The 24,750-nt window shown below is 71.4% G+C and carries 15 protein-coding genes and 1 rRNA gene; 7 read left to right on the forward strand and 9 right to left on the reverse strand.

The features are described 5' to 3' along the window. Together AB0D57_RS14655 and AB0D57_RS14660 are read right to left on the reverse strand one after the other, a co-directional pair. A 16S ribosomal RNA gene (locus tag AB0D57_RS14655) occupies positions 1–84 on the reverse strand; the annotation flags it as partial. Positions 85–748: 664 nt separating this feature from the next. Then, positions 749–1,297, reverse strand: a complete 549-nt coding sequence (locus AB0D57_RS14660) for a MarR family transcriptional regulator (protein ID WP_362071615.1) — start codon at positions 1,295–1,297, stop codon at positions 749–751. A gap of 151 nt (positions 1,298–1,448) precedes the next feature. On the opposite strand from AB0D57_RS14660, the gene AB0D57_RS14665 reads away from it, so the two are divergent. Further along, on the forward strand, positions 1,449–2,723 hold the full coding sequence (locus tag AB0D57_RS14665) for an MFS transporter (protein ID WP_362071617.1): 1,275 nt from the start codon (positions 1,449–1,451) through the stop codon (positions 2,721–2,723). 78 nt (positions 2,724–2,801) lie between these two features. Here the strand turns inward: AB0D57_RS14665 and AB0D57_RS14670 are convergent, their stop codons facing one another. The 3 genes from AB0D57_RS14670 to AB0D57_RS14680 all read right to left on the reverse strand — a co-directional run bounded on the left by AB0D57_RS14670 (position 2,802) and on the right by AB0D57_RS14680 (position 7,268). Beyond that, on the reverse strand, positions 2,802–3,617 hold the full coding sequence (locus AB0D57_RS14670) for a methyltransferase domain-containing protein (protein ID WP_362071619.1): 816 nt from the start codon (positions 3,615–3,617) through the stop codon (positions 2,802–2,804). 311 nt (positions 3,618–3,928) lie between these two features. Further along, positions 3,929–5,590 carry a SpoIIE family protein phosphatase gene (locus tag AB0D57_RS14675; RefSeq protein ID WP_362071621.1) on the reverse strand — a complete coding sequence of 554 codons (1,662 nt, stop codon included), beginning with the start codon at positions 5,588–5,590 and terminating at the stop codon, positions 3,929–3,931. A gap of 298 nt (positions 5,591–5,888) precedes the next feature. Continuing rightward, positions 5,889–7,268 (reverse strand): NAD(P)/FAD-dependent oxidoreductase, encoded by a 1,380-nt coding sequence (locus AB0D57_RS14680; RefSeq protein ID WP_362071623.1) that lies wholly within the window; start codon positions 7,266–7,268, stop codon positions 5,889–5,891. A 374-nt stretch (positions 7,269–7,642) separates the two neighbouring features. Here AB0D57_RS14680 and AB0D57_RS14685 point away from each other — a divergent pair, with 374 nt between their 5' ends. Together AB0D57_RS14685 and AB0D57_RS14690 are read left to right on the forward strand one after the other, a co-directional pair. Further along, positions 7,643–8,422 carry a helix-turn-helix domain-containing protein gene (locus tag AB0D57_RS14685; RefSeq protein WP_362071625.1) on the forward strand — a complete coding sequence of 260 codons (780 nt, stop codon included), beginning with the start codon at positions 7,643–7,645 and terminating at the stop codon, positions 8,420–8,422. Positions 8,423–8,836: 414 nt separating this feature from the next. After that, complete coding sequence (locus AB0D57_RS14690; RefSeq protein WP_362071627.1) at positions 8,837–10,870, forward strand: sigma-70 family RNA polymerase sigma factor; 2,034 nt, start codon at positions 8,837–8,839, stop codon at positions 10,868–10,870. Between the two features lie 15 nt (positions 10,871–10,885). Here AB0D57_RS14690 and AB0D57_RS14695 read toward each other — a convergent pair whose 3' ends face one another. Both AB0D57_RS14695 and AB0D57_RS14700 read right to left on the reverse strand, forming a co-directional pair. Continuing rightward, positions 10,886–14,326, reverse strand: coding sequence for a BTAD domain-containing putative transcriptional regulator (locus AB0D57_RS14695; protein ID WP_362071629.1), 3,441 nt, complete (start codon positions 14,324–14,326; stop codon positions 10,886–10,888). Between the two features lie 132 nt (positions 14,327–14,458). Next, positions 14,459–16,555, reverse strand: coding sequence for an asparagine synthase-related protein (locus AB0D57_RS14700; protein WP_362071631.1), 2,097 nt, complete (start codon positions 16,553–16,555; stop codon positions 14,459–14,461). Between the two features lie 760 nt (positions 16,556–17,315). Between AB0D57_RS14700 and AB0D57_RS14705 the strand changes: the two genes are divergently transcribed. The 4 genes from AB0D57_RS14705 to AB0D57_RS14720 all read left to right on the forward strand — a co-directional run bounded on the left by AB0D57_RS14705 (position 17,316) and on the right by AB0D57_RS14720 (position 22,619). Then, complete coding sequence (locus AB0D57_RS14705) at positions 17,316–18,740, forward strand: MFS transporter (RefSeq protein ID WP_362071633.1); 1,425 nt, start codon at positions 17,316–17,318, stop codon at positions 18,738–18,740. Positions 18,741–18,848: 108 nt separating this feature from the next. After that, the gene (lhgO, locus tag AB0D57_RS14710; protein WP_362071635.1) at positions 18,849–20,102 is read left to right on the forward strand and encodes an L-2-hydroxyglutarate oxidase; all 1,254 of its coding nucleotides are present in this window, start codon (positions 18,849–18,851) and stop codon (positions 20,100–20,102) included. 243 nt (positions 20,103–20,345) lie between these two features. Then, positions 20,346–21,194: a tRNA (guanosine(46)-N7)-methyltransferase TrmB gene (trmB, locus tag AB0D57_RS14715; protein WP_362071637.1), complete on the forward strand. Its 849-nt coding sequence runs from the start codon at positions 20,346–20,348 to the stop codon at positions 21,192–21,194. A gap of 63 nt (positions 21,195–21,257) precedes the next feature. Further along, positions 21,258–22,619: a PrsW family intramembrane metalloprotease gene (locus tag AB0D57_RS14720; protein ID WP_362071639.1), complete on the forward strand. Its 1,362-nt coding sequence runs from the start codon at positions 21,258–21,260 to the stop codon at positions 22,617–22,619. A gap of 31 nt (positions 22,620–22,650) precedes the next feature. Here AB0D57_RS14720 and AB0D57_RS14725 read toward each other — a convergent pair whose 3' ends face one another. Further along, on the reverse strand, positions 22,651–23,595 hold the full coding sequence (locus AB0D57_RS14725) for an aldo/keto reductase (protein ID WP_362071641.1): 945 nt from the start codon (positions 23,593–23,595) through the stop codon (positions 22,651–22,653). A gap of 104 nt (positions 23,596–23,699) precedes the next feature. Continuing rightward, positions 23,700–24,743 (reverse strand): M23 family metallopeptidase, encoded by a 1,044-nt coding sequence (locus AB0D57_RS14730; protein WP_362071643.1) that lies wholly within the window; start codon positions 24,741–24,743, stop codon positions 23,700–23,702. Positions 24,744–24,750 lie beyond the last annotated feature (7 nt).

Raw genomic sequence — 24,750 nt, forward strand, 5'->3', positions numbered from 1 at the left:
CCCCGAAGGGCTTCATCGTTCGACTTGCATGTGTTAAGCACGCCGCCAGCGTTCGTCCTGAGCCAGGATCAAACTCTCCGTGAATGTTTTCCCGTAATCGGGACGACACCACGAGAGCGGAACCAAGAAGAGGAATAATCCCCTCGGTTCACAGCGTCCTCGCTGTGCGCCTACCGGAACCATGCCCGGCAGGACTTTTTCAAAGGAACCTCGTCCCGGCCGATCGGCCGGAGACGGGGCATCAACAAATCTGGCGTTGATTTTTGGCACGCTGTTGAGTTCTCAAGGAACGGACGCTTCCTTTGTACTCACCCGAGAGACTCTCTCAGGCTTTCCTCCGGGCGCTTCCCTTCGGTCTTGCGTTTCCGACTCTATCAGACCGTTTCCCGATCCGATTTCCTCGGCGCTTTCCAGGTTTCCGCTTTCGCGTTTCCCTTTCCGGCGGCTCCGACTCTATCAGATCCTTTCGGGCCTGACTCCCAGTCAGCGGGTGTTGCCTTCGCGGCTGTTGGGCCGTTCCGACGTTCCAAACTTTAGCGGATCCTCTCGGCAGTTCCCAATCGGGCTGCCGTGTCCCAATCGAATTGAATCCGGGCACGCCGAATTCACCCCGGTTGGGGGATCGTGCTGGTGTTTTGGGTGCCGCTGCTGCGGCGGAGGTGCTACTGCAGAACCGTTACGGCTCTGTGGCAACTCGGAGAACACTACGGATCCCGTAGGGGGATGTCAATCCATCCTGTCAAGATCTTTAATCGAGGTCGCTGAGTCGGCCACCCGCGTCCGGCTGGGCGTGCTCCACGCGTCGGAGGAGACGGGTCAGGACGTCACCCAGCGCGCCCCGTTCGTCCGCGGAGAGGTCCTGGAGGAGGTCCTCCTCGAACACCATCGCGAGGCGCATCGCCTCCAGCCACTTCTCACGGCCCTCGTCGGTCAGCTCGACGATGACGCGTACGCGATTCGACTCATCGCGTTCGCGCGTGACGAGGCCCTCCGCCAACATGCGGTCGATCCGGTGGGTCATCGCGGCCGGCGTCAGACCCAGCCGCTTGGCGAGGTCGCTCGGGCCCATGCGATACGGAGGGCCGGACAGGACGAGGGCCTTGAGGACCTCCCACTCGGCGTTGCTGATGCCGAGGGTGGCGGTCTGGCGGCCGTAGGCGACGTTCATACGGCGGTTGAGACGGCCGAGGGCCGACACGATCTTCTCGACCTGGGGGTCGAGGTCCTGGAATTCGCGCTGGTAGGCGGCGATCTGTTCTTCGAGTGTCGGCTCACTGACGCCGGGGGTGTCGCCCATGGCCGCAGTATGGCACGGCATCGCTTGGCGTCGAAGTCCTTCACTGTGTAGAGTTCAACTTCTAATTTTAGCTTCGAAATCTTCAGGCCTGCATCCTTGAACGTTGCGCCTGAAGGCTTCACGACCAAGGCAGGTGAAAGTGACCAGGGCGATGGGCGCAGCGATGCGCCGGATCCACGTGGGCAACGCACTCAGCGCGTTCGGGCTCGGCTTTACCGTCCCCTTCCTCTACGTCTATGTGGCGCAGGTGCGGGGACTCGGCTCCATGACGGCGGGCATCGTGCTCGCCGTCTTCGCCGTGGCCGCTCTCGTCGTACTGCCGTTCGCCGGGCGAGTCATCGTCCGGCGCGGTCCGCTGCCGGTCCTGCTCACGGCTCTGGTCACCGCCGCCATCGGAGCGCTGAGCCTGGGGCTCGCGAACAACGCGACGACGGTGCTGTTGTCGGCGGCGGCGCTCGGCGCCGGACAGGCCGTGATGCAGCCGGCCCTGGCGACGATGATCGTGGACTGCTCCTCGGCCGAGACGCGGTCGCGCGCCTTCGCCACCCAGTTCTTCCTGCAGAACCTCGGGCTCGGTGTCGGAGGTCTGATCGGCGGACACATCGTCGACACGAGCCGGGCGAGCTCCTTCACTCTGCTGTTCGCGATCGAGGCGGCGATGTTCCTGCTGCTCGTCGTGATCATGGCGACCGTGCGGATGCCGCACGCGCCGCGGATCCACGGTGACGCGCCGCAGGCCAAGGGCGGCAGCTGGAAGCAGCTGCTCGGCAACCGGGCCATGGTTCAGCTGTCCGTGCTGGGTTTCGTACTGTTCTTCGCCTGCTATGGACAGTTCGAGTCGGGCCTCTCCGCGTACGGTGTCGAGGCCGCCGGGATCTCCACCTCCGCCTTGGGTACGGCGATGGCGGCGAACACCGCGATGATCGTGGTCGCTCAGTTCGCGGTGCTCAAGTTCGTCGAGCGCCGGAAGCGGTCCCGGGTGATCGCGTCGGTCGGGCTCATCTGGGCCGTCGCGTGGGTCGCGGCCGGGTATGCGGGGCTCGGGCACGGAAGCCGGACCATGGCGACCGCCGCGTTCATCTCCACGTACGCGCTCTTCGGGCTCGGCGAGGCGATGCTCTCGCCGACGGTCGCGCCGCTGGTGGCCGACCTGGCGCCGACGGGCCTGGCGGGGCAGTACAACTCCGCCTTCGCCCTGGTGAAGCAGCTCGCGCTGGCCGTCGGTCCGGCGGTGGGAGGTCCGATGGGGGCCTCGCTGCACGGGCCGTACGTCGTGACGTTCCTGCTGTTCTCGCTGGGCATCACGTTCCTGGCTCTGCGGCTGGGGCGGCAGCTCAGCCCCGTACAGGATCAGCCGTGGCTGGCGAAGAGCCGGGTGGTCGCTCAGGGTGGGGCGTCGGCGGAGCCGGTGCGGGCCGGCGCCTGACGGGCGCACGAATGAACTGAATGAATGGACGCCGGGACGGCCGCCACCACGATCCTTGTGGTGGCGGCCGTCTTCGTGTCAGCGGACCGCCGTCACCAGGTTGGCGGTGAACGGGAGTGTCGCGCTGCCGTCGGGGGCGGTGCGGTCCGCGAGGTGGGTGTGGATCGCGTGGCCTGCCTGTACGAGGGCGTCCTGGCCGGCGTTGTCGACGATCTCCTGGCCCCAGGACAACGACGAGAGCTGGTTCCGGGCGTAGTCGGCGAGGGGCGGGAGGGTGATGCCGAAGGTGACCTCGTGGGCGGTGACGTCGTGGAAGCCGGCGGCGCGGAGGGCGGTGGTGAGGCGGGCGGCGGTGCCGGAGAAGGCGGCCTCGTAGCTCGTGGCGATCTCCCGGCCGCCGTACTCCTTGATGGCCTCGTACTGGGCCACGAAGTACGGGAGGAGGTTTCTGTCGGCCCAGGCGGTGGCCGCGAAACGGCCCCCTTCGCGGGTGACTCGGGCCGTCTCCGCCAAGGCCGCGTCCAGGTCGGGGAAGAACTGGACTCCTTGCTGGCAGACGACCGCGTCGAAGGTGGCGTCCGGGTAGGGGAGTTTGTCCGCGGGGGCTGTGGTGAACTCGATGTCCGGGTACAGGCGGGGGGCGTGTGCCGCAGCCACCCTGAGCATGCCCTCGTTGACGTCCGCGGCCGAGATGCGGCCCGCGGGGCCGACGCGGGCGGCTGCCGCGCGGGCCGCGAAGCCTGTGCCGCAGGCCAGGTCCAGGACCGTGGCCCCGGGGAACAGGTCGACTGCGTCGAGGACCGCGTCGACGAAAGGCGCCATGAACGGCGCGGCGTACTGCTCGTAGCGCTCGGGAGCGCTGCCTTTGAGTTGAAAGCCCGATTCGTCTGCCATGGGTGAGCTACTAGCACCGGGTGGGGTGGGCCGCTAGGTGACGCGCGGAGGTGCGCGGAGGTGAGTCCGGCCGGGTTGTCTCGCCCCCGCCGCCCTTACCCGTCCCATCCCTGGGGGCTCCGCCCCCAGCCCCCCGCCAGGAGCGCTGCGCCCCCTGGACCCCCGCCATCGCCCGAAGGGCTCGTCCTCAAACGCCGGACGGGCTGACATACCCACGACGAGGCCGTTCAGACCGAAGCGGGGGTCTGCGGGCAGCAGCCCCCAGGTACGGACCGGGACGGGTAGGGGCGGCGGGGGCGAGACCTAATTGCTCAGCCCTCCTCCCGCGGCAACGCGAACTCGCACCACACCGCCTTCCCGCCCCCAGGCGTCCGCCGCGACCCCCAGCCGGAGGCGATCGTCGCGACGATGGCGATGCCTCGGCCCGCCTCGTCGGCGGGTTCGGCGCGGCGGCGGCGTGGAAGGTGGTCGTCGCCGTCGGTGACCTCGATGATCAGGCGGCGGTCGGTTCGGCGTAGACGCAGGCGCATGGGCGGGGTGCCGTGCTGGAGGGAGTTGGCGACCAGCTCGCTGGTGGCGAGGACGCCGAGGTCGTGGAGGTCCGGAGGGAACCGCCAACTCGTCAGCACGCCGGAGGCGAAGGCACGCGCGCGTGGGGCCGCTTCGACACCGCCCAACAGCTCCAGGGCGGCGTTGCGGAAGAGCTCGCTGTCCGGGCCCGTGCGGGCGGGGTGCTGGAGGACCAGGACGGCCACGTCGTCGTCGTGGTCGGCCGTCACGCCGGCGGAGCGGACGAGGCGGTCGCAGACCACCTGGGGGGTGCCTGTGGCGCCCGCGAGGGCGCGCTCCAGCGCGGCGATACCTTCGTCGAGGTCCTCGTCCCGACGCTCGACCAGGCCGTCGGTGTAGAGGACGGCCGTAGAGCCGGGTCCCAGCGGTACCGAGCCCGAGGAGTGCATCCAGCCGCCGGTGCCGAGCGGCGGTCCGGTGGGTTCGTCGGCGCGCACGACGGTGCCGTTCTCGTCGCGGACGAGGATCGGGAGGTGGCCGGCGGACGCGTACACGAGGCGGCCCTCGTTGGGGTCGTGGACGGCGTACGCACACGTGGCGATCTGGTTGGCGTCGATCTCCGTGGCGAGGCCGTCGAGGAGCTGGAGGACCTCGTGCGGGGGCAGGTCGAGGCGGGCGTACGCGCGTACGGCGGTGCGCAACTGGCCCATGACCGCCGCGGCCCGCACCCCGCGGCCCATGACGTCGCCGATGACGAGCGCCGTGCGGCCGCCGCCGAGGGTGATCACGTCGTACCAGTCGCCGCCGACCGCGGCCTCGGTGCCGCCGGGCTGGTAGGTGGCGGCGACGCGCAGGTCGTCGGGCTCCTCCAGCTCCTGGGGGAGCAGGGAGCGCTGGAGGGTGACAGCGGTCTCGCGCTGACGGCGCTCGCTGGCGCGCAGTCGCTCGGCGGCCTCGGCGTGGTCGGTGACGTCGGTGGCGAAGATCAGTACGCCGCCGCCCTGGCCCTCCGCTTTCGGGGAGGTGTCCACGGGCGTGCAGGTGAACGTGTACGAGCGGCCGCTGGGCGCCTTGCGGGACTTGACCGTGCGTGGCTTGGCGCTGCGCAGCACCTGGTCGAGGAGCGGGAACAGGCCGAGTTCGTCCAGCTCCGGCAGCGCCGCGCGCGCGGGCTCGCCGACGGGGCGTACGCCGAAGGCCGCCGCATAGGCGTCGTTGACGTACGCGACGCGGTGCTCGCGGCCGTGTACGAGGGCGACGAGGGCCGGGACACGGTCGAGGACCTCGCGCACCGGCAGGTCGTCGACTGCGGGGACGGGCGGCGGGTCGTCGGTCAGCTGCTCGGCGCGGGCCGCGGGCACAGAGCCTTCCCCTCGCCGGTCCGGGGAGGCCGTGTGCTCGGTTCGCGCTGCGGCGCGGCGCTGCGTTCCGGGGAGCCGGGCGCTCCAGCGGGTGAAATTCACCGAATCCTTGCCTCGTGATTGTCGTCTCCGGTCGGCTCCGGATCCGGCCGGGGGGCCGGCCCGCGGCCGGAGCCGCTGGGGCACTGCGTCCCCGGGAGGAATCCGATCGAGTCCGGTCGACGTCCGGGCGACGTCCGGGCGATGTCCGGTCGGAATCCTGGGGAATGCGGCGCTTGGGAAGAAGCCTCGTGGGGTTCGAAGAGCGAGCGGTCGGCCCGCCCAAGGTCGGGGACCAGTCTGGCCGACCGGACCGACATCCGTCAGACGCCTTCCTGATCCCTGGAGTTCCTGGGTCCGGTCAGGACGACCCCTTCGGGTCGAGCTTCGGGTCGAGAGGAGGCTTTCCACCGGCCGCGAGTTCGAACTCCGCTCGGGGATGTTCGAGCGAACCGAGGGACACGATCTCCCTCTTGAAGAGCCCCGCCAAGGTCCATTCGGCGAGCACACGGGCCTTGCGGTTGAAGGTCGGGACCCTGCTCAGGTGGTAGACGCGGTGCATGAACCAGGCAGGATAGCCCTTCAGTTTGCGCCCGTAGACGTGTGCGACGCCCTTGTGCAGCCCCAGGGACGCGACCGAGCCGACGTACTTGTGGGAGTACGTCTCCAGGGGCTCACCACGCAGGGAGTGCGCGATGTTGTCGCCGAGGACCCTGGCCTGGCGCACCGCGTGCTGGGCGTTGGGCGCGGTCTCCTTGCCCGGCTGCTCGGCGGTGACGTCGGGTACGGCGGCGGCGTCTCCCGCGGCCCACGCGTGCGTGGTGCCGTCGACGGTCAGCTGGGGGGTGCAATTGAGGCGGCCGCGCTCGTTCAAGGCGAGATCGGTTGCGGCGAGGATCGGGTGCGGTTTCACGCCGGCGGTCCACACGACCGTACGCGTGGGGAAGCGGGCGCCGTCGCTGAGGACGGCGATCCGGTCCGCGCAGGAGTCGAGGCGGGTGTGGAGGCGTACGTCGATGTTGCGGCGGCGCAGCTCGGTGACCGTGTACTTGCCCATCTCCTCGCCGACCTCGGGGAGGATACGGTCCGAGGCCTCGACGAGGATCCACTTCATGTCCTCGGCCTTGACGTTGTGGTAGTAGCGCGCGGTGTAGCGAGCCATGTCCTCGAGTTCGCCGAGCGCCTCGACGCCCGCGTAACCGCCTCCTACGAAGACGAAGGTCAGGGCGGCGTCGCGGATCGCGGGGTCGCGGGTGGAGGAGGCGATGTCCATCTGTTCGATGACGTGGTTACGCAGGCCGATGGCCTCCTCGACGGTCTTGAAGCCGATGGCGTAGTCGGCGAGACCCGGGATCGGGAGGGCACGCGAGATCGAGCCGGGGGCGAGGACGAGTTCGTCATACGTGATCTGTGCCGCGCCCGTGCCTTCCTCGTCGGTGGCGAGCGTGGTGAGGGTCGCGGTGCGCTTGGCGTGGTCGATCGCGCGGGCCTCACCGATGACGACCCGGCACTGGTCGAGGACCCGGCGCAGCGGGACGACCACATGGCGCGGCGAGATCGAGCCCGCGGCGGCCTCGGGAAGGAACGGCTGATACGTCATGTAGGGGTCCGGCGAGACGATCGTGATCTCGACCTCGCCCCGCTTAAGTTCCGGCTTCAACTTCCGCTGAAGGCGCAGAGCGGTGTACATCCCGACGTAGCCGCCACCGACGATGAGAATGCGCACTGGTTCCTTCACCATCCCATGACGCACCCAGCTCTGGCGTTTGTCCACAGGCTCGACAATTTGTGTGACTGGTCGCGGAGGGCTCCAGGGGGTGGCCGGTTTGCCGGGGTGCAGGATGAATGTGCAGGTCAGAGTGGGTGATCGTGAGGTTCGGAGGGGGCGTAATCGGGAGGTAACCGACCCGTACTCCGATCGGGGGGCGCTCCGTGCGGAACCTGCCCCTTCTGAATTGACCCCCTCTCAACTATGTTCGTGTGTCGACGGGGTGTAGGGGGATGCGCTCGACGGGTCCGTACGGCGGGCACGTGAAACAAGCTTGTTCCGCGCGCTCCGGCTTCCAATGGCGGGGAGAGTCTCCGGGGGGAGACGTCATTACCGGGGGAACGCTTATGCATATTCAGGACACTCATTGGTCTTCCGCGTCTGCCATCGCATCCGGTGGCAGGGTCGGCGCGGCAGCGGGCGGCAATGGACGCGGTCCGGGAGACGGGTCGCGGACGACGCCGCTGCGTGTGGACGCACAGCGCAATCTGGAGCACGTGCTGCGCGCGGCACGCGAGGTCTTCGGCGAGCTGGGGTACGGCGCGCCGATGGAGGACGTGGCACGGCGCGCTCGGGTCGGTGTCGGCACGGTGTACCGGCGCTTCCCGAGCAAGGACGTTCTGGTCCGCCGGATAGCCGAGGAGGAGACCTCCCGGCTGACCGACCAGGCGCGCGCGGCGCTCGGCCAGGAGGACGAGCCGTGGTCGGCACTCTCGCGCTTCCTGCGCACGTCGGTGGCCTCGGGGGCCGGGCGGCTGCTGCCGCCGCAGGTGCTGCGGGTCGGCGTCGCGGAGGACGGGGACGTCGCGGACGAGGCACGGGTGCCGCAGCAGCGATCCCAACTCACTCCCGAGCTGCGGCTCGTCGAGCAGCGGTCGGTGCCCGAGGAGGAGACGGTCACCGCGTTGGCCGACGACACCGGTGCGGCCGCGCTGCTCGAGGTGGTGGGCCGGCTGGTGGACCGGGCGCGTGCGTCCGGCGAGCTGCGGGCGGATGTGACCGTCGCGGACGTCCTGCTGGTGATAGCCACGGCGGCGCCCTCGCTGCCGGATGCCGCCCAGCAGGCCGCGGCCTCGGCCCGGCTGCTGGACATCCTGCTGGAGGGGCTGCGCTCGCGTCCGGCGTGAGCGGTTTCCCGGCCTTTTCCGGAGTGCGGAGGCAGGTGCGGGTGCGGCGGGGCGCGGCCTCGGTGAGCGGATCCGGAGCGAGCGGTCGGTGACTCCGGAGGTCGGCGACTCCGGTGGTTTGCGACACCGGCGATTTCGGGGGCGTGCGGTTTCGGGGGACGGCGGTCCGTGACGCGGGTGTCGCTCCACCCGCTCACGGGCGGGTCGGATCATATCGATATATTCCGACCATGGCGTCAACTCCGTTGCGGGGAGCATTGATTGACTATTCCCCAGACGAGTGACCGCTAGTGCTGTCGTGTGGCAAATCCCCCCGGACGAGTGGTTGGTCCGTGGGGCGGAGTCCCGTCCCTGGAGCGTGTGGCACTCTGTCCCGGTATTCGGGTCCGAGTGTGCAGGCGGGGGCTTTCCGCGATGAGCGTTGACGGGCGGGACGAGTCACTCGGTGACGGTGGCGCGGAGGCCGGCGGGCCGCCCTCGCAGCAGGTGCCGAGTCAGGGCGGGCCGTCCGGGCGCGCGCCGGGGCCTTCTGGCAGCGCGGGGCCTTGGGGCACCCCGGGGGATCCCAGTGTTCCGGCACAGCGCGACCGGCTCGATCGGCGTGACGGGTACGAGTGGCACAAGGGGCGTGAGGGGCGCAGGGAGCGTGAGAGCAGCGCCCTGTCGGCTCCGGCCGAACTGCCGCCCTCCGACGCCGATCTGATCGAACGGATGCGCTCGGGCGACGACACGGCGTACGAGGAGCTGTACCGCCGCCACGCGGAAGCCGTCCGTCGGTATGCCCGCACCTGCTGCCGGGACGGGCACACCGCCGACGACCTCACCGCCGAGGTGTTCGCCCGCATGCTCCAGGCGGTGCGCGGCGGCCACGGCCCCGAGCACGCCGTACGCGCCTATCTGCTCACGACCGTCCGCCGCGTCGCCGCCAACTGGACCAAGTCCGCCAAAAGGGAGCAACTGGTCGACGACTTCGCGGTGTTCGCCGCGCAGGCCGTCCGTACCTCCGAAGTGTCGGACGACACTGCGTCCATCGGCTCCTTCGGAGCGGGCCTCGACCTGGGCGCCGACGTACGGGCGATGCGGGAGGCCGAGCAGTCGATGGCCATGCAGGCGTTCCTCTCGCTGCCGGAGCGGTGGCAGGCCGTGCTGTGGCACACGGAGGTCGAGGACGAGTCGCCGAGTGAGGTCGCCACGCTCTTCGGGCTCGATGCCAACGGCACGCGGGTGCTCGCCAGCCGTGCCCGTGAAGGACTCAAGCAGGCCTACCTCCAGGCGCATGTGAGCGCGACGCTCACCATGGACGAGGAGTGCGCGCGCTACGCCGACCGGCTCGGCGCGTACGCCCGCGGCGGGCTGCGCACCCGGGCTGAACGCGGGCTGCGCAAGCACCTGGAGGAGTGCGCCAAGTGTCGGCTGGCCGCGGGCCAGATCAAGGAAGTCGCCAGCGGGATCCCCGCGGTCGTGCCGGTCGCGGTCATCGGTTGGTTCGGTGCCGCCGGGTACGCGAAGGTCGTCGCGCTCATCGCTGGTGGCGCCGGAGCCGGGGCGGCGGGCGCGGCAGCGACGGGTGGCAGCTCCGGCGGGGCAAGCGCCGGGGGCGGCGCGGCGGCTTCCGAGGGGCTGGGGGCGCCGGTCAAGGCCGGGATCGCTGCGGGAGTCGTCGCGGTGGCCGCCACGGCGGTGGCGCTCGCCCTGGCGGGCAATGACATCCCGGCCCAGAAGTCCGAGGCCAAGCCCGCCACCTCATCCGCCGTCGAAGTGCCCCAACAGGCGCCGACACCGACACCGACACCGACAGCACCGAAGAAGCCCGCGCCGAAGCCTCCGGTGGTGGCTCACGCGCCGACGCCCATCCCGACGCCCATCCCGACGCCGACGCCGGCCCCGACTCCGCCGCCCAGCCCGAAGCCCACGCCCAAGCCGTCCCCCACCCCGACGAAGGCGAAGCCGAAACCCACGCCGACGCCGACGCCCACCCCGACACCCCCTCCCACCCCGACGCCGCCGCCCGCGCCGGTCGTCTACCAGTGGAACGAGCTGCAGTACGGCCTCACCGGTGACCACACCAAGCCCGAGATGCGGCTCGGTGAGAGCAGTTGGGTGTGGCAGCGCTGGGGGGTGTCGATCGCGGACCAGGAGTACGCGCATGGTGTGACCGTCCATGGTGCGTCCTCCGTCACCATCGACCTCAACCGCAGCTGCTCGGCCTACGACGCGCTGGTCGGCGTCGACGACCTGACGGTGGGCCTCGGCCAGGTGAGCTTCTCCGTGTACGCCGACGGGTCGCGCCTGTGGCAGTCGCCGCTGGTCAAGGGCGGTGACCGCGCGATCCCCGTCCATGTGAACCTCACCGGGCGCAAGACGATCCGGCTGGTCGTCGAACCGCACACGCCGTTCGACGCGGCGGCACTGGCGGACTGGGCGGAGTCGAAGTTCCAGTGCCAGTGAGTCGGCGCCGACCTGTCAGTCGGCGGGGTGCTCCTTCAGCGCCTCCGCCAGGTCTCCCAGGGCGTCGTCCGTGGTGAAGCCCGTCCCCCGCGTGCACTCGGACGCGTAGCGGCCTGGTCCGAGTGCCGTGCGTGCGGCGGCCTCGGCTCGGTCGGCGTCGGCGCACTCCGATACGGGACGGGGGTGGGCACCGCGCCACCGCGTACCGGCGGCGAGCAGGCGGACCGCGCGAGGATGGTCGCCGAGCTTCGACAGGAGGGTCGCCGCGCTCTCGACGAGACCCGCCATCACCACATCGGAGCACTCCCCCGCCACTGCCGCCAGCATGGCGTCCACCATCTTCTGCAGACCGCGCTCCGGGCCGGACTCGGCGGTCGTGATGAGCGCCTCGATCCAGTTCAGCGCCACCGTGAACTGCGGCGGCGGGCTGCCGTGAGAACTCTCCACGCACGCCTGCTTCCACAGTTCGCGCGCCAAGCCGACCTCGCCGTCGTCCAGGGCCAGCTGGGCGCGCAGCATGCGGATGAACGCGCGGGCGTCCGTCACCCCGTACCGGTCGGCCGCGGCGCTCGCTTCGTCCAGGGCGGTCAGTGCCTGCGCCCGCTCGCCCTCGCGGCAGGCGATCTCGGCCAGCCGCGCCAGGAGGAAGGGAGTCTCGGCGTACGCCCCCACCTCGAAGGCGAGCCGCAGCGCCTCCCCGTACTCGGCCTTCGCCTCGTCGTGGAGACTGCGCGCCATGGCCGCCTCCCCGGCGGCGCTGCACACCTGGGCGCGCATCCAGCGGTCGCCCACTCGCTTGCTGAGCACGCGCAGCTCCACCAGGTCGTCGTCCACACCGGGCATGCCGCCCGGAGCGTCGACGACCCTGTGCGTACGGAACATCAGCGTGGCACCGATCTCCCACTCTCCGCCGTACAGGCGGCAGTTGGCGACCGCGGCGTCCATCACCGAACGCACGTCGTGCGAACCGCTCAGGAAGAAGGAGGCCATCGGCCAGATGATGCCCGGCACACTCGCCGCGTCCGGACCGCCCCTCTCGAAGAAGTCCCGCACCTGGGTGATGTACTCCCGCAGACGCGGGTGCACCCGTCCGTCCAGCGGCTCGAGCTCCACCAGCATGAACAAGTGCAGCATGCGCACCCTCATCCGCATGCGATGCAGCGGATGGGACTCCTGCCGATCGGGGGCGTCCAGGAAGGCCGTCAGCGGGTCGAAGCGGTCCAGCCCGGCAAGCTGGACGGTGCCGTCGGCACGGTCGGCTCTGTCAGCGCGGTCGGCGCCGTGTGTCACGCTCTCCCCGAGCACGCCGGTGGTCGTATCGAGCGCCACGCCCAACCGCAGTACACGATCCGTCCATTCCACGCCCTCACGGCGGAAGTTGCGCAGCCACCAGAACCAGCCCATGGCGAGGACGAGGGCACCGGCATCTTCCTCGGCGCCCGCCACGACCGTGCGATGGAGTGCGGCCCGGATGTTGTCGAGTTCGGTCTCCAGGCGGCGGATCCAGGGCAGTTGCTCGGCGGAGCGCAGCAGCGGGTCGGCCTCCTCGACGAGGCCGCGCACCCACGCGCGGTGGCGCAGTTCGGCCGCGGCGCGCAGCTCGGGGATCTCGGCGGCGCGCTCCGTGGCGTACTCGTGGATCGTCTCCAGCATGCGGTATCGCATGCCGGCGCCAGTGCCACCCCCGTCACCCCCGTCGTACGGGGTCGCGACGACCAGGGACTTGTCGACGAGTGCGCCGACGAGGTCGGTGGCCGGGCCGGTGCATACGGCCTCCGCGGCGGCGAGGTCCCAGCTGCCCGCGAAGACGGATGCCTCGCGCAGCACGGTCCGCTCCTGCTCGTCGAGCAGGTCCCAGGACCAGTCGACGACGGCGCGCAGGGTCTGCTGGCGGGGCAGCACGGTGCGGCTTCCGGAGGTGAGGAGCCGGAAGCGGTCGTCGAGCCGGTCGGCGATCTGGCGAGGCGTCAGCAGCCGCAGGCGCGCGGCGGCCAGCTCGATGGCCAGAGGAAGACCGTCGAGCCGCCGGCAGATCTCGTCCACCGCCCCGAAGTCGCGGAACGCGGCATCGTGAGCCACGTCGGGACGCACGGCCACCGCCCGCTCCAGGAAGAGCCGGCGTGCGGGGTCGGGCAGCAGGGGCTCGACCGGGCGCACCGCCTCGCCGGGCACGCCGAGGGGTTCACGGCTGGTGGCGAGAATCGTGAGCCCCGGGCAGCGGGTGAGCAGTGTCTCGGCCAGGTCGGCGGCGGCGCCGATGACATGTTCGCAATTGTCAAGGATCAGGAGCTGGCTGCGCGGGGCGCAGTACTCGACGAGCAGGGTGAGCGGGTCGGCCTGGCCCGCCACCATCTCGTTGCTGATCAGCACGGTCTCGCGCAGACCGAGGGCGCTGACCACCGCGCCCGGGACCGCCTCGGGCCGGTCGAGCGGGGCCAGCTCGACCAGCCACGCCTGCGGAAGCCCGGCGGCGGCTTCCTCGGCGAGGCGGGTCTTTCCCGAACCGCCCGGTCCGGTCAGCGTGACCAGGCGTGACCTCTGCACATCCGAACGGATGGCCTCGAGTTCGGGTTCCCGACCGACGAAGGAGTTCAGACGGGGACGAATGTTGCCGTTTCGCTCCGGTGGGGTGGTGGGTTGCGGCGTGGGGGCGGGCGGGGTCGTGCGCGCGGTGTTCCGCCGGAGCCGCGCGGCCCCTCCCGCCGGTCCGTCCGGTCCGTCCGGTCCATCCGGTCCGGGCCGCTGGTCCAGCAACTCCGCGTGCAGTGCGCGAAGTTCCCCTCCCGGATCCGTGCCAAGACCGTCCAGCAGGGCGCGGCGCACGCTCTCGTAGGCGGCCAGCGCGTCGGCGCCGCGGCCCGCGTCACGCAGGGCGCGGATGAGCAGGGCGTGCAGCGCCTCGTCGTACGGGTGTGCCGCCGTCAACTCCTTCAGCTCCGGTACGACGTCGGGGGCGCGGCCCAGTCGCAGGTCCGCCTCGATGCGGGAGCGGGTCGCCTCCAGGCGGAGCGCCTCCGGGCGGGTTGCCGCGCTGCGGTCGGGGAGGTCCGCGAGGGCCGGGCCGCGCCACAGGGCGAGCGCTTCGCGCAGCTTGCGAGCGGCGGTCGGTGCGTCTTCGTGGTCGAGGGCTACCCTGCCCTCCCGTACGAGTCGCTCGAAGACGAACAGGTCCACGTCCGCCTCGGTGGCCCGTAGGCGGTAGCCGCCTGCCTCCGATGTGACCGCGTTCCTGCCGATCGCGCGGCGCAGGCGGCCGACCAGGGCCTGCAGCGCGGCCTGGGCGTCCAGTGGTGGATCGTCCGCCCACACCTCGTCGATCAGGGTCTCCGGGGCGGCGGTGTGGTCCGCCCGCTGGGCCAGGGCCGTGAGCAGGGTGCGGACTCGGGGGCCGCCCACCGGCATGGGGGTGCCCTGTTCATCCTCCGCCTGGGCGATCCCCAGGATTCTGTACCGCACTCGCCCATTCTCGCCGGGGTCGGTGTGCGGGAGCACGGGGTTTCCTCGGCAAGTCGTGACGGTGTCGGGGGTGTGGTGGGTTTTGTTCGCCCCCGCGAGGAAGCCGTAGGCCGCCCTTCCGCTCACCCCCGGCTAGCCTCGCCGCGCGGCCCCGGCCCCCAGTGCCCGTCCTTGCGGCACGATCCCCGCGGGTACGGCCCGCTGGCGGGCGGGCGTTCCTGTCCAGCATGTCCCGCGGCGCGCCAACAACCGGCGCAACCACAGCTCCAGGGAGACGAGGTCGGCCAGCCCGTCCAGGGGAAGTGGCTCACCGGCCGCGGCCGCCCGGAGGGCCTTGCGGACGACGCGCGCCTCGACCAACCCGGCCTGCGCGAGCAGCGGCGTGTCGAAGAGGGCGATCAAGGAGTCCGCGGCAACCCGCAACCCGGTACGCGCCGCCGCCGCCGAGGACGCGTGGGACGGCGCGCCCCAGCCGGGCGGCAGGTCGGCCACCCCGGCCCCCTCCAGCACCGTACGCAGGATCGCCGCGCGAGCCCCGGGCTGGACGCGCAATGCCTCGGGGAGGGCGCGGCAGGCGCGGACGACCTGGTTGTCCAGGAACGGCGCGTGCAGCCGCTGGAAGCGGATCTCGGCGGCCTGTTCGAGGACGCGGAGATCGGCGGCATGGCGGGCGAGTGCCGCACGGGCCCGGAAGTCACCCGGTCGCTGCCCGATGCCGACCCCCGGCCGACCTGCGACTTCTTGCAGGCGAACCGATACTTCAGCTAGCGCCTCACCGGTCAGCCAACGCGCCGCGGGCCCGGGCCTGGCCCAGGTGAGTGCGGCGAGCGACGCCCCCACGGCACCGCCGGGTTCCTCGAACCGCCGGTGCAGCAGCCGGTCGGCGAGGACGTCGACGCCGGCCCTGTACGGCGTGCGGGCCAGTCTGCGCGCCGCGCCGTACACGCGCGCGGGGACCATGACGGACCCGTCGGCCTTGGCCAACGCGGCGACGGGCTTGACCAGATGGCGTCTCTTACGGTCCATCAGCAGGTCGGCGAGGCGGGCCGGGTGCGCGTCCAGGACCTGCCGGGCCCCGTATCCGGTGAAGTGGTCCGCGCTGCCCGAGGAGAGCCGCGCGCGGTGCCGGGCCGCCGTCACCAGCGAGGGGCCGGGCTCGTCGGTCAGCGGGCCCTCCAGGTCGGCGTACGGGAGCACCTCTTCGCCGCCGGCCACGACCACATGGTGCAGCCGCGGGTTGGCGGCGAGCGTCCCGGCCCGGTCCAGTTCAGCTTCCCGGCCGCTGACGGCGAGGTCGTTGAAGGTGACGGCGAGGAGGCGCTCGCCGGCGCCGGTGCCGTGTCCGAGGACCGTCCCGGGTGCTCCGGGAAGCCCGGCGGCGAGCAGGGCCAGCGTGCCCGAGGCGGGTCCTCCGGAGAGGTCGGCGCCGATGCCGGGCACGGGCATCCCGCGCGCGGCGCGCCGTTCGGCGGGGCCCATCCCGGGTACCGGCCCGGGGTCGATGTCCGTGCCGGGGACGTGCCGGGGAGCGGCGAGGCGGGCTCGTACGGCCTCCACCAGCGCATCCCGTACGCCGTCCACCGCGCTGGCGGGATCGGCGGAGGGTGCGGCGACGGCGAGGGAGGCGACGGGCTCGTAGCCGGCGATCTCGCGGGCGCCCGTGCGCAGGACCAGCGCGTGCCCCGGCGGAATGCGCCGCACGCCTTCGTAGGGGGTCGAGTCGTGGACCGCGGCCGGTACGTCGGGGGCGGCGAGCAGGGCCGCCAGGTGCCCGAAGTCGAGGTTGGCCTCGATGAGGTCGGCGAGCGGCAGCGCCGCGGTCGCGTACGCCGTACCGCTCGCCCAGGGGGTGTAGAACACGGGCCGCGCGCCCGCGAGATCACCCGCAACGGTGACGCGGCGGCCGGCCTGGACGACGGCGGTGTAGCTGCCGGACCAGGCGGTGAGATGACGAAGTGCCCCTCCGCGCGCGGCGAAGAGGCCGACCCGGAGTTCCTCGTCGGTCGCCCCGCAGGTGCCGAGCACCGCGATCCGGTTCTGTGCGTCGGCCTTCACGACGCGCACCTCGTCGGGGCGCCAGTCGCCGACCGCCCAGAGCGGATCGGGATCGCCCCACAGGAGTTGGGAGCCCACCGGGTGCACGGTCTCGCCGTCGTTTCCGGTGGCGCCCGCCGAGCCGATCTCGGGCGCTCTGGTGGCGGTACTGCTCCACCCCACCAACCACCGCATCGCCGCCTCCACAGGCTGTGGACAACCAGTGCACCGTACGAACTCGGCACCATGCTGCCACGAAGAGTGCGCGTGGGAGAGCCGCTGCGACGGCTTGCGCTCCCTGGAGTGCGCCCCCGCGAATATGTTCGCGCCGCTGTGAAGCCACTGCAAAGCCGTTGCGTCGCCGATGCGAAGGCGATCCAGGACACCTGCGAACACCCGCTCGAAGCAAGGTGCTCGCGGGCGAGCGAGAGACTGGTGGGGGTGGATCTGCGACGCGAATGCGCCCCCGATACGCTCCCCGAAAACACCCTACGCGCCGTCAAGTGACGTGGTAGGAGCGTTAATTGCCCCTGAGGGGTACCGTCGATTTTCGGCCAATTCGGCCACGGATGGACAGGCTCGCGCACGCTCCGTACAGGCCTTGCGCACGGCTCCGACAACGCACAGTCCGGGAGGCGGAGTTCGCCCCCCGGACCGGTCCGCCGCCCGCGGGGATGTAGGCGGCGGTGTCCCCCAGCCCACTGGATCCAGTACAGCGGGCCGACCCACGCACGATCCATGGAAGCGCTCCCCCCGGTGGCCGGAGAAGAGCGCACGGACGGGCGCACGGCCACACAGCGGGAGCACAGCGCAACCGTCCGTACTTCCGTACGGACCACATTCCCGCCATCCGGAACAACGCCCCTTAACGCTTGGGATGCGGCGAACTACGCTGGGTTTACGAATGCCGCATGGTTATGCCAGTGCGGCAGCCGTCTGTGTCGAGGGGTGGCGCATGTCCAGGGAGCAACGCGGGCCGAACGAAAAACTCGGCGCCGTTCTCGCCCTCGCGGGAATCAGCAACGCAGGGCTCGCGCGGCGCGTCAACGATCTTGGTGCTCAACGCGGGTTGACTCTTCGCTACGACAAGACGTCCGTGGCGCGCTGGGTGTCGAAGGGAATGGTGCCGCAAGGTGCGGCGCCGCACCTCATCGCGGCCGCCATCGGACAGAAGCTCGGCCGCCCGGTGCCGCTCCACGAGATCGGCCTGGCGGACGCGGACCCCGCGCCCGAAGTGGGCCTCGCCTTCCCCCGTGACGTCGGACAGGCGGTGCGGTCGGCCACCGAGCTGTACCGCCTCGACCTCGCCGGGCGCCGGGCGGGCGGCGGTGGCATATGGCAGTCGCTGGCCGGATCATTCGCAGTGAGCGCTTACGCAACGCCCGCTTCACGGTGGCTGATAACCCCGGCCGACAGTTCGGTGGCACGCGACGCGAGCCCTGCGGAGGGCTCCGGAGCGGCGCTGAAAGTCGGCCACAGCGATGTACAGAAGCTCCGCGAGGCAGCCGAGGACGCCAGGCGCTGGGACTCCAAGTACGGGGGCGGCGACTGGCGTTCGTCCATGGTGCCGGAGTGTCTGCGGGTCGAGGCGGCGCCGCTGCTGCTCGGCTCGTACTCGGACGAGGTCGGCAGAGCGCTCTTCGGCGCGAGCGCCGAACTCACCCGGCTCGCCGGGTGGATGGCCTTCGACACGGGCCAGCAGGAGGCCGCCCAGCGCTACTACATCCAGGCGCTGCGCCTGGCCCGAGCGGCCGCGGACGTCCCCCTGGGGGGCTATGTGCTCGCGTCGATGTCGTTGCAGGCGACATACCGGGGCTTCGGCGACGAGGGCGTCGACCTCGCCCAGGCCGCCCTGGAGCGCAACCGGGGCCTGGCCACGGCCCGCACCATGAGCTTCTTCCGCCTCGTCGAGGCACGGGCCCACGCGCGCGCGGGTGACGCACAGGCGGCCGGCGGAGCCCTGAAGGCCGCCGAGGGCTGGCTGGAGCGGGCCCGGGACGGCGACCACGACCCGACGTGGCTCGGCTTCTACTCGTACGACCGTTTCGCCGCCGACGCGGCCGAGTGCTACCGCGACCTCAAGGCGCCGCGTCAGGTCCGCCGCTTCACCGAGCAGGCCCTGTCGAAGCCGACGGAGGAGTTCGTACGCTCCCACGGTCTGCGCCTGGTGGTGTCGGCGGTCGCCGAGCTCGAATCGGGCAATCTGGACGCGGCATGCGAGCAGGGCGTACGGGCGGTGGAGGTCGCCGGGCGCATCTCCTCGGCGCGCACCACCGAGTACGTGAAGGATCTTCTGCACCGGCTGGAGCCGTACGGCGACGAACCGCGCGTGGTGGAGTTGCGGGAGCGGGCACGACCGCTGCTGATGACCCCGGCGTAGGCGCTCCGCGCCCTGTGAAGGGCGCGGCACGGCACTGCTTCCGGTGCCGGTGGTGCATTCCGGCGCTTCCTGGTACCTCCTGGGTTTGAGGGCATTGTCAGTGGCGCAGTGCACTATCGAAGCCGGGAGGTGGAGCAGGTGCGGATCGTTTACGACTGCGATGTGCTGGTGATCGGCGGCGGGATCGTCGGCCTGTCCGCGGCGTATGCGATCACACGCGCCGCGCCGGGCACGCAGGTGACGGTGCTGGAGAAGGAGCGGGGGCCGGCCCGCCACCAGACAGGGCGCAACAGTGGAGTGATCCACAGCGGGATCTACTACCGGCCGGGCTCCCTGAAGGCGCGGTACGCGGTGCGGGGAGCCGCCGAGCTGGTCAAGTTCTGCGCGGAATACGACATCGCGCACGCCATCACCGGCAAGCTGATCGTCGCCACGGAAAAGGCGGAGCTGCCCCGGTTGCACGGTCTGGTGCAGCGCGGGCGGGAGAACGGAATTCCGGTGCGGGAGCTGGGCCCCGCCCAGATGGCGGAGCACGAGCCGGAGGTGCGCGGGCTCGCCGCGATCCATGTCGGCACGACCGGCGTCTGCGACTTCGTCGCCGTCGCCCGGCAGCTCGCGGAGGCCTCCGGGGCCGAGATCCGATACGGGGCCGAGGTCGTCCGCATCGATCGGCGTCCCACGCTCGGAGTCGCCGTCCGCACGGCTGCCGGAGCGGTCGTCCGCGCGCGCGTGCTGGTCAACTGCGCGGGGCTGCACTCCGACGAGGTCGCCCGGCTCGCGGGGGACGAGCCCGGGATGCGGATCGTGCCCTTCCGGGGCGAGTACTACTCGCTGGCGCGTCCCGAGCTGGTCCGCGGACTGGTCTATCCGGTGCCGGACCCCGCCTTCCCGTTCCTCGGAGTGCATCTCACCCGGGGGATCGACGGGGGTGTCCACATCGGACCCAACGCGGTGCCCGCGCTCGCCCGGGAGGGATACGGGTGGGGTGTCGTCCGCCCTCGCGAGGTGGGCGCGGCCCTCGCCTGGCCCGGCTCCTGGCGAATGGCTCGGCGGCACTGGCGGTACGGGGCGGGGGAGCTGCGGCGGTCGGTGTCCAAGGCGGCCTTCACCGGGGCCGTGCAGCGGCTGCTGCCCGCGGTGACGGCGGACGACCTCGTGCCGGCCGCGGCGGGGGTGCGGGCGCAGGCGGTGCTGCGGGACGGGACGCTGGTGGACGACTTCCTGATCAAGGAGGGGGAGCGGACGGTGCATGTGCTGAACGCGCCGTCGCCTGCCGCTACGGCTTCGCTGCCGATCGGGAGGGAGGTTGCCCGGCGGGCGCTGAGGGCGTTGGGGGCGTTGGGGTCGTTGGTGGGGGTGTGACGGGCGGTCCGGTGCGGGTGGCGGCCGGGGTGAGTTTTTTCGCCCCCGCCGCCCCTACCCGTCCCACCCTTGGGGGCTCCGCCCCCAAGCCCCCGCCAGGCATCCCAGCCCGTCCGGCGATTGAGGACGAGGCCGTCCAGGCCGAAGCGGGGTCTGGGGGCGGAGCCCCCAGGAACGGGATGGGACGGGTAAGGGCGGCGGGGGCGAAACCCACAACCCCAGCCCCGTAAAATCGACCCCACTGTGTCTGACTCCCTTGACTCCCCCGAAGAACCCCAGGCCGCTCCCGTCGCCGGAGGCTCCCCGCGTCGTGTCCGTGCCAAGGGCGAGCCCCGGTTCCCCGATGGGCCGAAGGCCGATCCGGCCGGGTCGCACTTCGAGCGGCGGATCCGGAGTTTTCAGCCCCGGCGGAGCCGGGTGACGACGGGGCAGGCGGACGCGTTGCAGCGGCTGTGGCCCAAGTGGGGGCTGGACATCGACGGACAGCGGGTCATCGATCTGGCGGAGTTGTTCGGGGGCGACCGTCCCGTCGTACTCGAAATCGGCTTCGGGATGGGCGAGGCCACCGCGCAGATGGCGGCCGAGGACCCGGAGACCGGAATCCTGGCCGTCGACGTGCACACACCGGGCCAGGGCAACCTGCTGAACCTCGCGGACCAGAGCGGCCTGACCAACATCCGGGTCGGCAACGGCGACGCGATCATCCTGCTCAGGGAGATGCTCAAGCCCGACTCACTCGACGGCCTGCGCGTGTACTTCCCCGACCCGTGGCCCAAGAAGCGGCATCACAAGCGGCGGCTCATCCAGCCGGAGTTCCTCACCCTCGCCGCGACCCGCCTCAAGCCCGGCGCCCTCGTGCACTGCGCGACCGACTGGGAGCCGTACGCCGAGGAGATGCTGCACGTACTGAGCACGCACCCGGACTTCGAGAACACCCAGCCGGACGGCGGTTACGCGCCACGTCCGGAGTTCCGGCCACTGACCCGTTTCGAGGGCCAGGGACTGGACAAGGGTCATGTGGTGAACGACCTCCTCTTCCGCCGCGTACAGCACCGAGACCAGCAAAAAGACCAGCACGCCTCGGGCGGCTGAAACCCCTGCGGGCCGCACCGGGACCGTCGCGGGCAGCGCCCCTCCCTCGTTAGGGTCAATGCCGTGGCGACCTTTCCCGCGTACCCGACATACCCCAGCGGTCCTGCCGGGGGTGCGGCCGACGGTCCGGCCGACGGTGCGCTGCGGCACGCACACTGGTGGCAGCGCAAGTGGGTGCGCTACGGCGCGCTGATCTCCCTGCTCGCGCTCTCCGGACTCGTCATCCTGGCCCTGGTCCGCCAACAGACCGGCACCGAGGGCTTCCTGGTGGGGCTCGGCCTCGCCGTACTGCCCGTCCCGCTCCTCATCGCCGCGTTCCGCTGGCTGGACCGGGTCGAGCCCGGCCCCTGGCGGAATCTGCTCTTCGCGTTCGCCTGGGGGGCGTGCGCGGCGGCGCTGATAGCGATCGTCGCGAACAGCTTCGCGACCCGGTGGATAGCGACCGCCACCGCCGACCCGTCCAGCGCCGACACGCTGGGCGCGACCGTCATAGCCCCGATCGTCGAGGAGTCCGCGAAGGCGGCGGCCGTCCTGCTGCTCTTTCTCTTCCGCAGACGGGACTTCACCGGGATCGTCGACGGGGTCGTCATCGCCGGAGTCACGGCGACCGGCTTCGCCTTCACCGAGAACACCCTCTACCTCGGCAACGCCTTCGGCACGGACCAGCTCAGCGGCGACCGCGGACTGGCCTCCGTCACCGCCGCGACCTTCTTCGTCCGGGTCGTGATGTCGCCCTTCGCGCACCCGCTGTTCACCGTGCTCACCGGCATCGGCTTCGGTATCGCGGCGCTGTCCGCCGACCGCCGGCGCCTGCGCCGCGGCCTGCTGCCCCTCGCCGGGCTGCTGCTCGCGATGGGCATGCACGCCGTCTGGAACGGCTCGTCGAACTTCGGGGAGTACGGGTTCTTCGCGGTGTACGGCGCGTTCATGGTGCCGGCGTTCGGACTGCTCACCTTCCTCGTCATCTGGACGCGGCAGCGGGAGCTGAAGACCGTGCGGACCGAACTTCCGGCGTACACCGCCGCCGGGTGGCTGACCGCGCCCGAGCCGTACGCGCTCGGATCGATGCGGGCACGGCGGCTCGCCCGCGAATACGCCGCCCGTCGCTTCGGCAAGGCCGCGGCGCGCTCGGTCGCCCAGTACGAGGCGTACGCGACCTCGCTCGCGTTTCTGCGGCACCGGGGGCGGCTCGGCCGGGCCGACGCCGACTTCGTCGTACGGGAGCGGGAGTTGCTGCACGAGCTGTGGCGCCGCCGGGAGGTCGCCCGCCCCTGCCTCGCGTACGCGGCACGTGCGACGGCCCCGGTCGTGCCGGTACCGGCACCGGCCCCGTGGCCCGGGTACGGCTACGGCGGCAACTACGGCTACGGCCACCCGCCGGCGCCGTATCCCGCCTACAGCCCTTACAACCCGTATCAGTCGTAAGGGCCCGTACGCGGAATGCGGTACGGCGGCCTCAGGCCGACGCCCCCGTCAGTTTCGCCAGCTCCGCGTCCGTGAGCACCAGGTCCGCCACCCCGAGCAGCGCCGGGAGCTGGTCGACCGTGCGGGCCGAGGCGATGGGGGCCGCGACCGTCGGCTGGGCCGCGAGCCAGGCCAGCGCGACCGTGGCAACGGGAACGTCGTGGGCCTGGGCGGCCTCGTCGAGGGCGGCCAGGACCCGGATGCCCCGCTCGGTCTCGAGGTGCTTGGCCGCGCCCTCGGCACGCGCCGAGTCGACCGTCGTACCCGGGCGGTACTTGCCGGTGAGGAAGCCGGACGCGAGGGCGAAGTACGGGACGGCGGCCAGGCCGGTCCGGGAGGCGATCTCCTGGAGCGGGCCCTCATAGGTGTCGCGCGAGACAAGGTTGTAGTGGGGCTGGAGGGCCACGTAGCGCGCGAGACCCTCGCGGTCGGAGAACTCCAGGGACTCCGAGAGCCGTTCGGGAGAGATGTTGGAGGCGGCGATCTCACGGACCTTGCCGGCCCGTACCAGCTCGTCGAGCGCGCCGATGATCTCCTCGACCGGGACCGAGATGTCGTCGAAGTGGGTGTAGTACAGGTCGATGTAGTCCGTGTCCAGGCGGCGCAGCGAGGCGTCGGCAGCGGCCTTGATGTTCGCCGGGGCCAGCCCCTTGTACTCGGGGTGGCTGCTGACCTTGGTGGCGAGGACGACGTCGGAGCGGTTGCCGCGGGCGGCGAACCACTGGCCGATGATCGTCTCCGACTCGCCGCCCGAGTTGCCGGGAATCCAGGCGGAGTAGCCGTCGGCGGTGTCCACGAAGTTGCCGCCCGCCGCGGCATACGCGTCGAGGACGGCGAAGGACTGCGCCTCGTCGGCGGTCCAGCCGAAGACGTTGCCGCCGAGGGCGAGCGGGAAGACCTCGAGGTCGGAGGAGCCGAGCTTGCGAAGAGAAGTCATGCTCAACTTCAACACGCATACCGGACGCACGTATTCCGCACGCAAGCCGGCCCCACCGGAGAGATCAGAGCCGAGAAATCAGAGCCGAGAGATCAGAGCTGAGATCAGGGGGTCAGGCCCTTGCTCCGCAGCCACGCCATCGGGTCGATCCCGGTGGCGCTGCCGCCGGCGTGAACCTCCAGGTGGAGGTGCGCCCCGGTGACGTTGCCGGTCGCGCCCACGCGTCCGATGACGTCACCCGTGTTGACCTTCTGCCCGACACTGACGCCGATCGAGGACTGGTGGGCGTACCACAGCTCCGTACCGTCGTCGAGGGTGAGGATCGTGCGGTAGCCGTACGAGCCGGACCAGCCCGCCTCGGTGATCGTGCCGCTGTGGACCGCCTTGATCGGCGTGCCCGTGGGCGCGGCGAAGTCGAGGCCGGTGTGGTAGCCGGAGGACCACAGGGAGCCGGCCTGACCGAAGGTCGAGGTGAGGGTGTACGAGGAGGTGGGCAGCGCAAAGCTCTTGGCGAGCTCGGCGAGGCGCGCGGCCTCGGCCTTCTCCTTGGCCTCCTGCTCCGCCTTCTCCTTCGCGGCGGCGGCCTTGGCCTCGGCCGCCTCCTCCGCCTTGGCAGCCTGATCGGCGGCCTTCTTCGCGGCGGCGGCCTGGGCGGCGGCCTGGGCCGCCTTGTCGACCTGGTCCTGCTGCGACTCCGCCTGCTGGATGATGCGGGCACGCAGTGCCTCGCCCGCGTCCTGGTTACCCTCCGAGGCGTCGGCGCTGGTCAGGCCGGCGCTGGTGAGCGGGGTGGCGGAGCCCTTGGGTGCGCTGGAGCCGCCGTCGTCGGATATCAGGGCCTTGGCCGAGTCGGTGACCGACGACAGATCGGGCAGCGAGATCGACACCGGCGGCTTGCCGGGCGCCGCGGTGGCCATGCCGCCCGCACCGACGGCGGCTATGACACCGACGCCCAGTACCGTGGAGCTGCGCGCGAGTCCGCCCCCGCGCTGCTTGGAGACGCGGTGCCGGCCGCGGACGGGACGGACGGAATCCGCGGTGGGATTCCACTCCTCCCAGGGGCCCTCGTCTTTGCCGTATGCGTAGCCAAAAGTCTGAGTGTCGTTCGGCGCGAACGAAGTGGGCTGGGCGGGCCGGTTGGACGCCACGTGGGCG

Source organism: Streptomyces sp. NPDC048275, from assembly GCF_040652275.1.
Classification (GTDB): Bacteria; Actinomycetota; Actinomycetes; order Streptomycetales; family Streptomycetaceae; genus Streptomyces.

Coding starts and splice junctions, on each gene's coding strand:
- AB0D57_RS14660 (WP_362071615.1), bottom strand. CDS start 1,297: ATGGGCGACACCCCCGGCGTCAGTGAGCCGACACTCGAAGAACAGATC.
- AB0D57_RS14665 (WP_362071617.1), top strand. CDS start 1,449: ATGGGCGCAGCGATGCGCCGGATCCACGTGGGCAACGCACTCAGCGCG.
- AB0D57_RS14670 (WP_362071619.1), bottom strand. CDS start 3,617: ATGGCAGACGAATCGGGCTTTCAACTCAAAGGCAGCGCTCCCGAGCGC.
- AB0D57_RS14680 (WP_362071623.1), bottom strand. CDS start 7,268: ATGGTGAAGGAACCAGTGCGCATTCTCATCGTCGGTGGCGGCTACGTC.
- AB0D57_RS14685 (WP_362071625.1), top strand. CDS start 7,643: ATGCATATTCAGGACACTCATTGGTCTTCCGCGTCTGCCATCGCATCC.
- AB0D57_RS14690 (WP_362071627.1), top strand. CDS start 8,837: ATGAGCGTTGACGGGCGGGACGAGTCACTCGGTGACGGTGGCGCGGAG.
- AB0D57_RS14700 (WP_362071631.1), bottom strand. CDS start 16,555: ATGCGGTGGTTGGTGGGGTGGAGCAGTACCGCCACCAGAGCGCCCGAG.
- AB0D57_RS14705 (WP_362071633.1), top strand. CDS start 17,316: ATGTCCAGGGAGCAACGCGGGCCGAACGAAAAACTCGGCGCCGTTCTC.
- AB0D57_RS14725 (WP_362071641.1), bottom strand. CDS start 23,595: ATGACTTCTCTTCGCAAGCTCGGCTCCTCCGACCTCGAGGTCTTCCCG.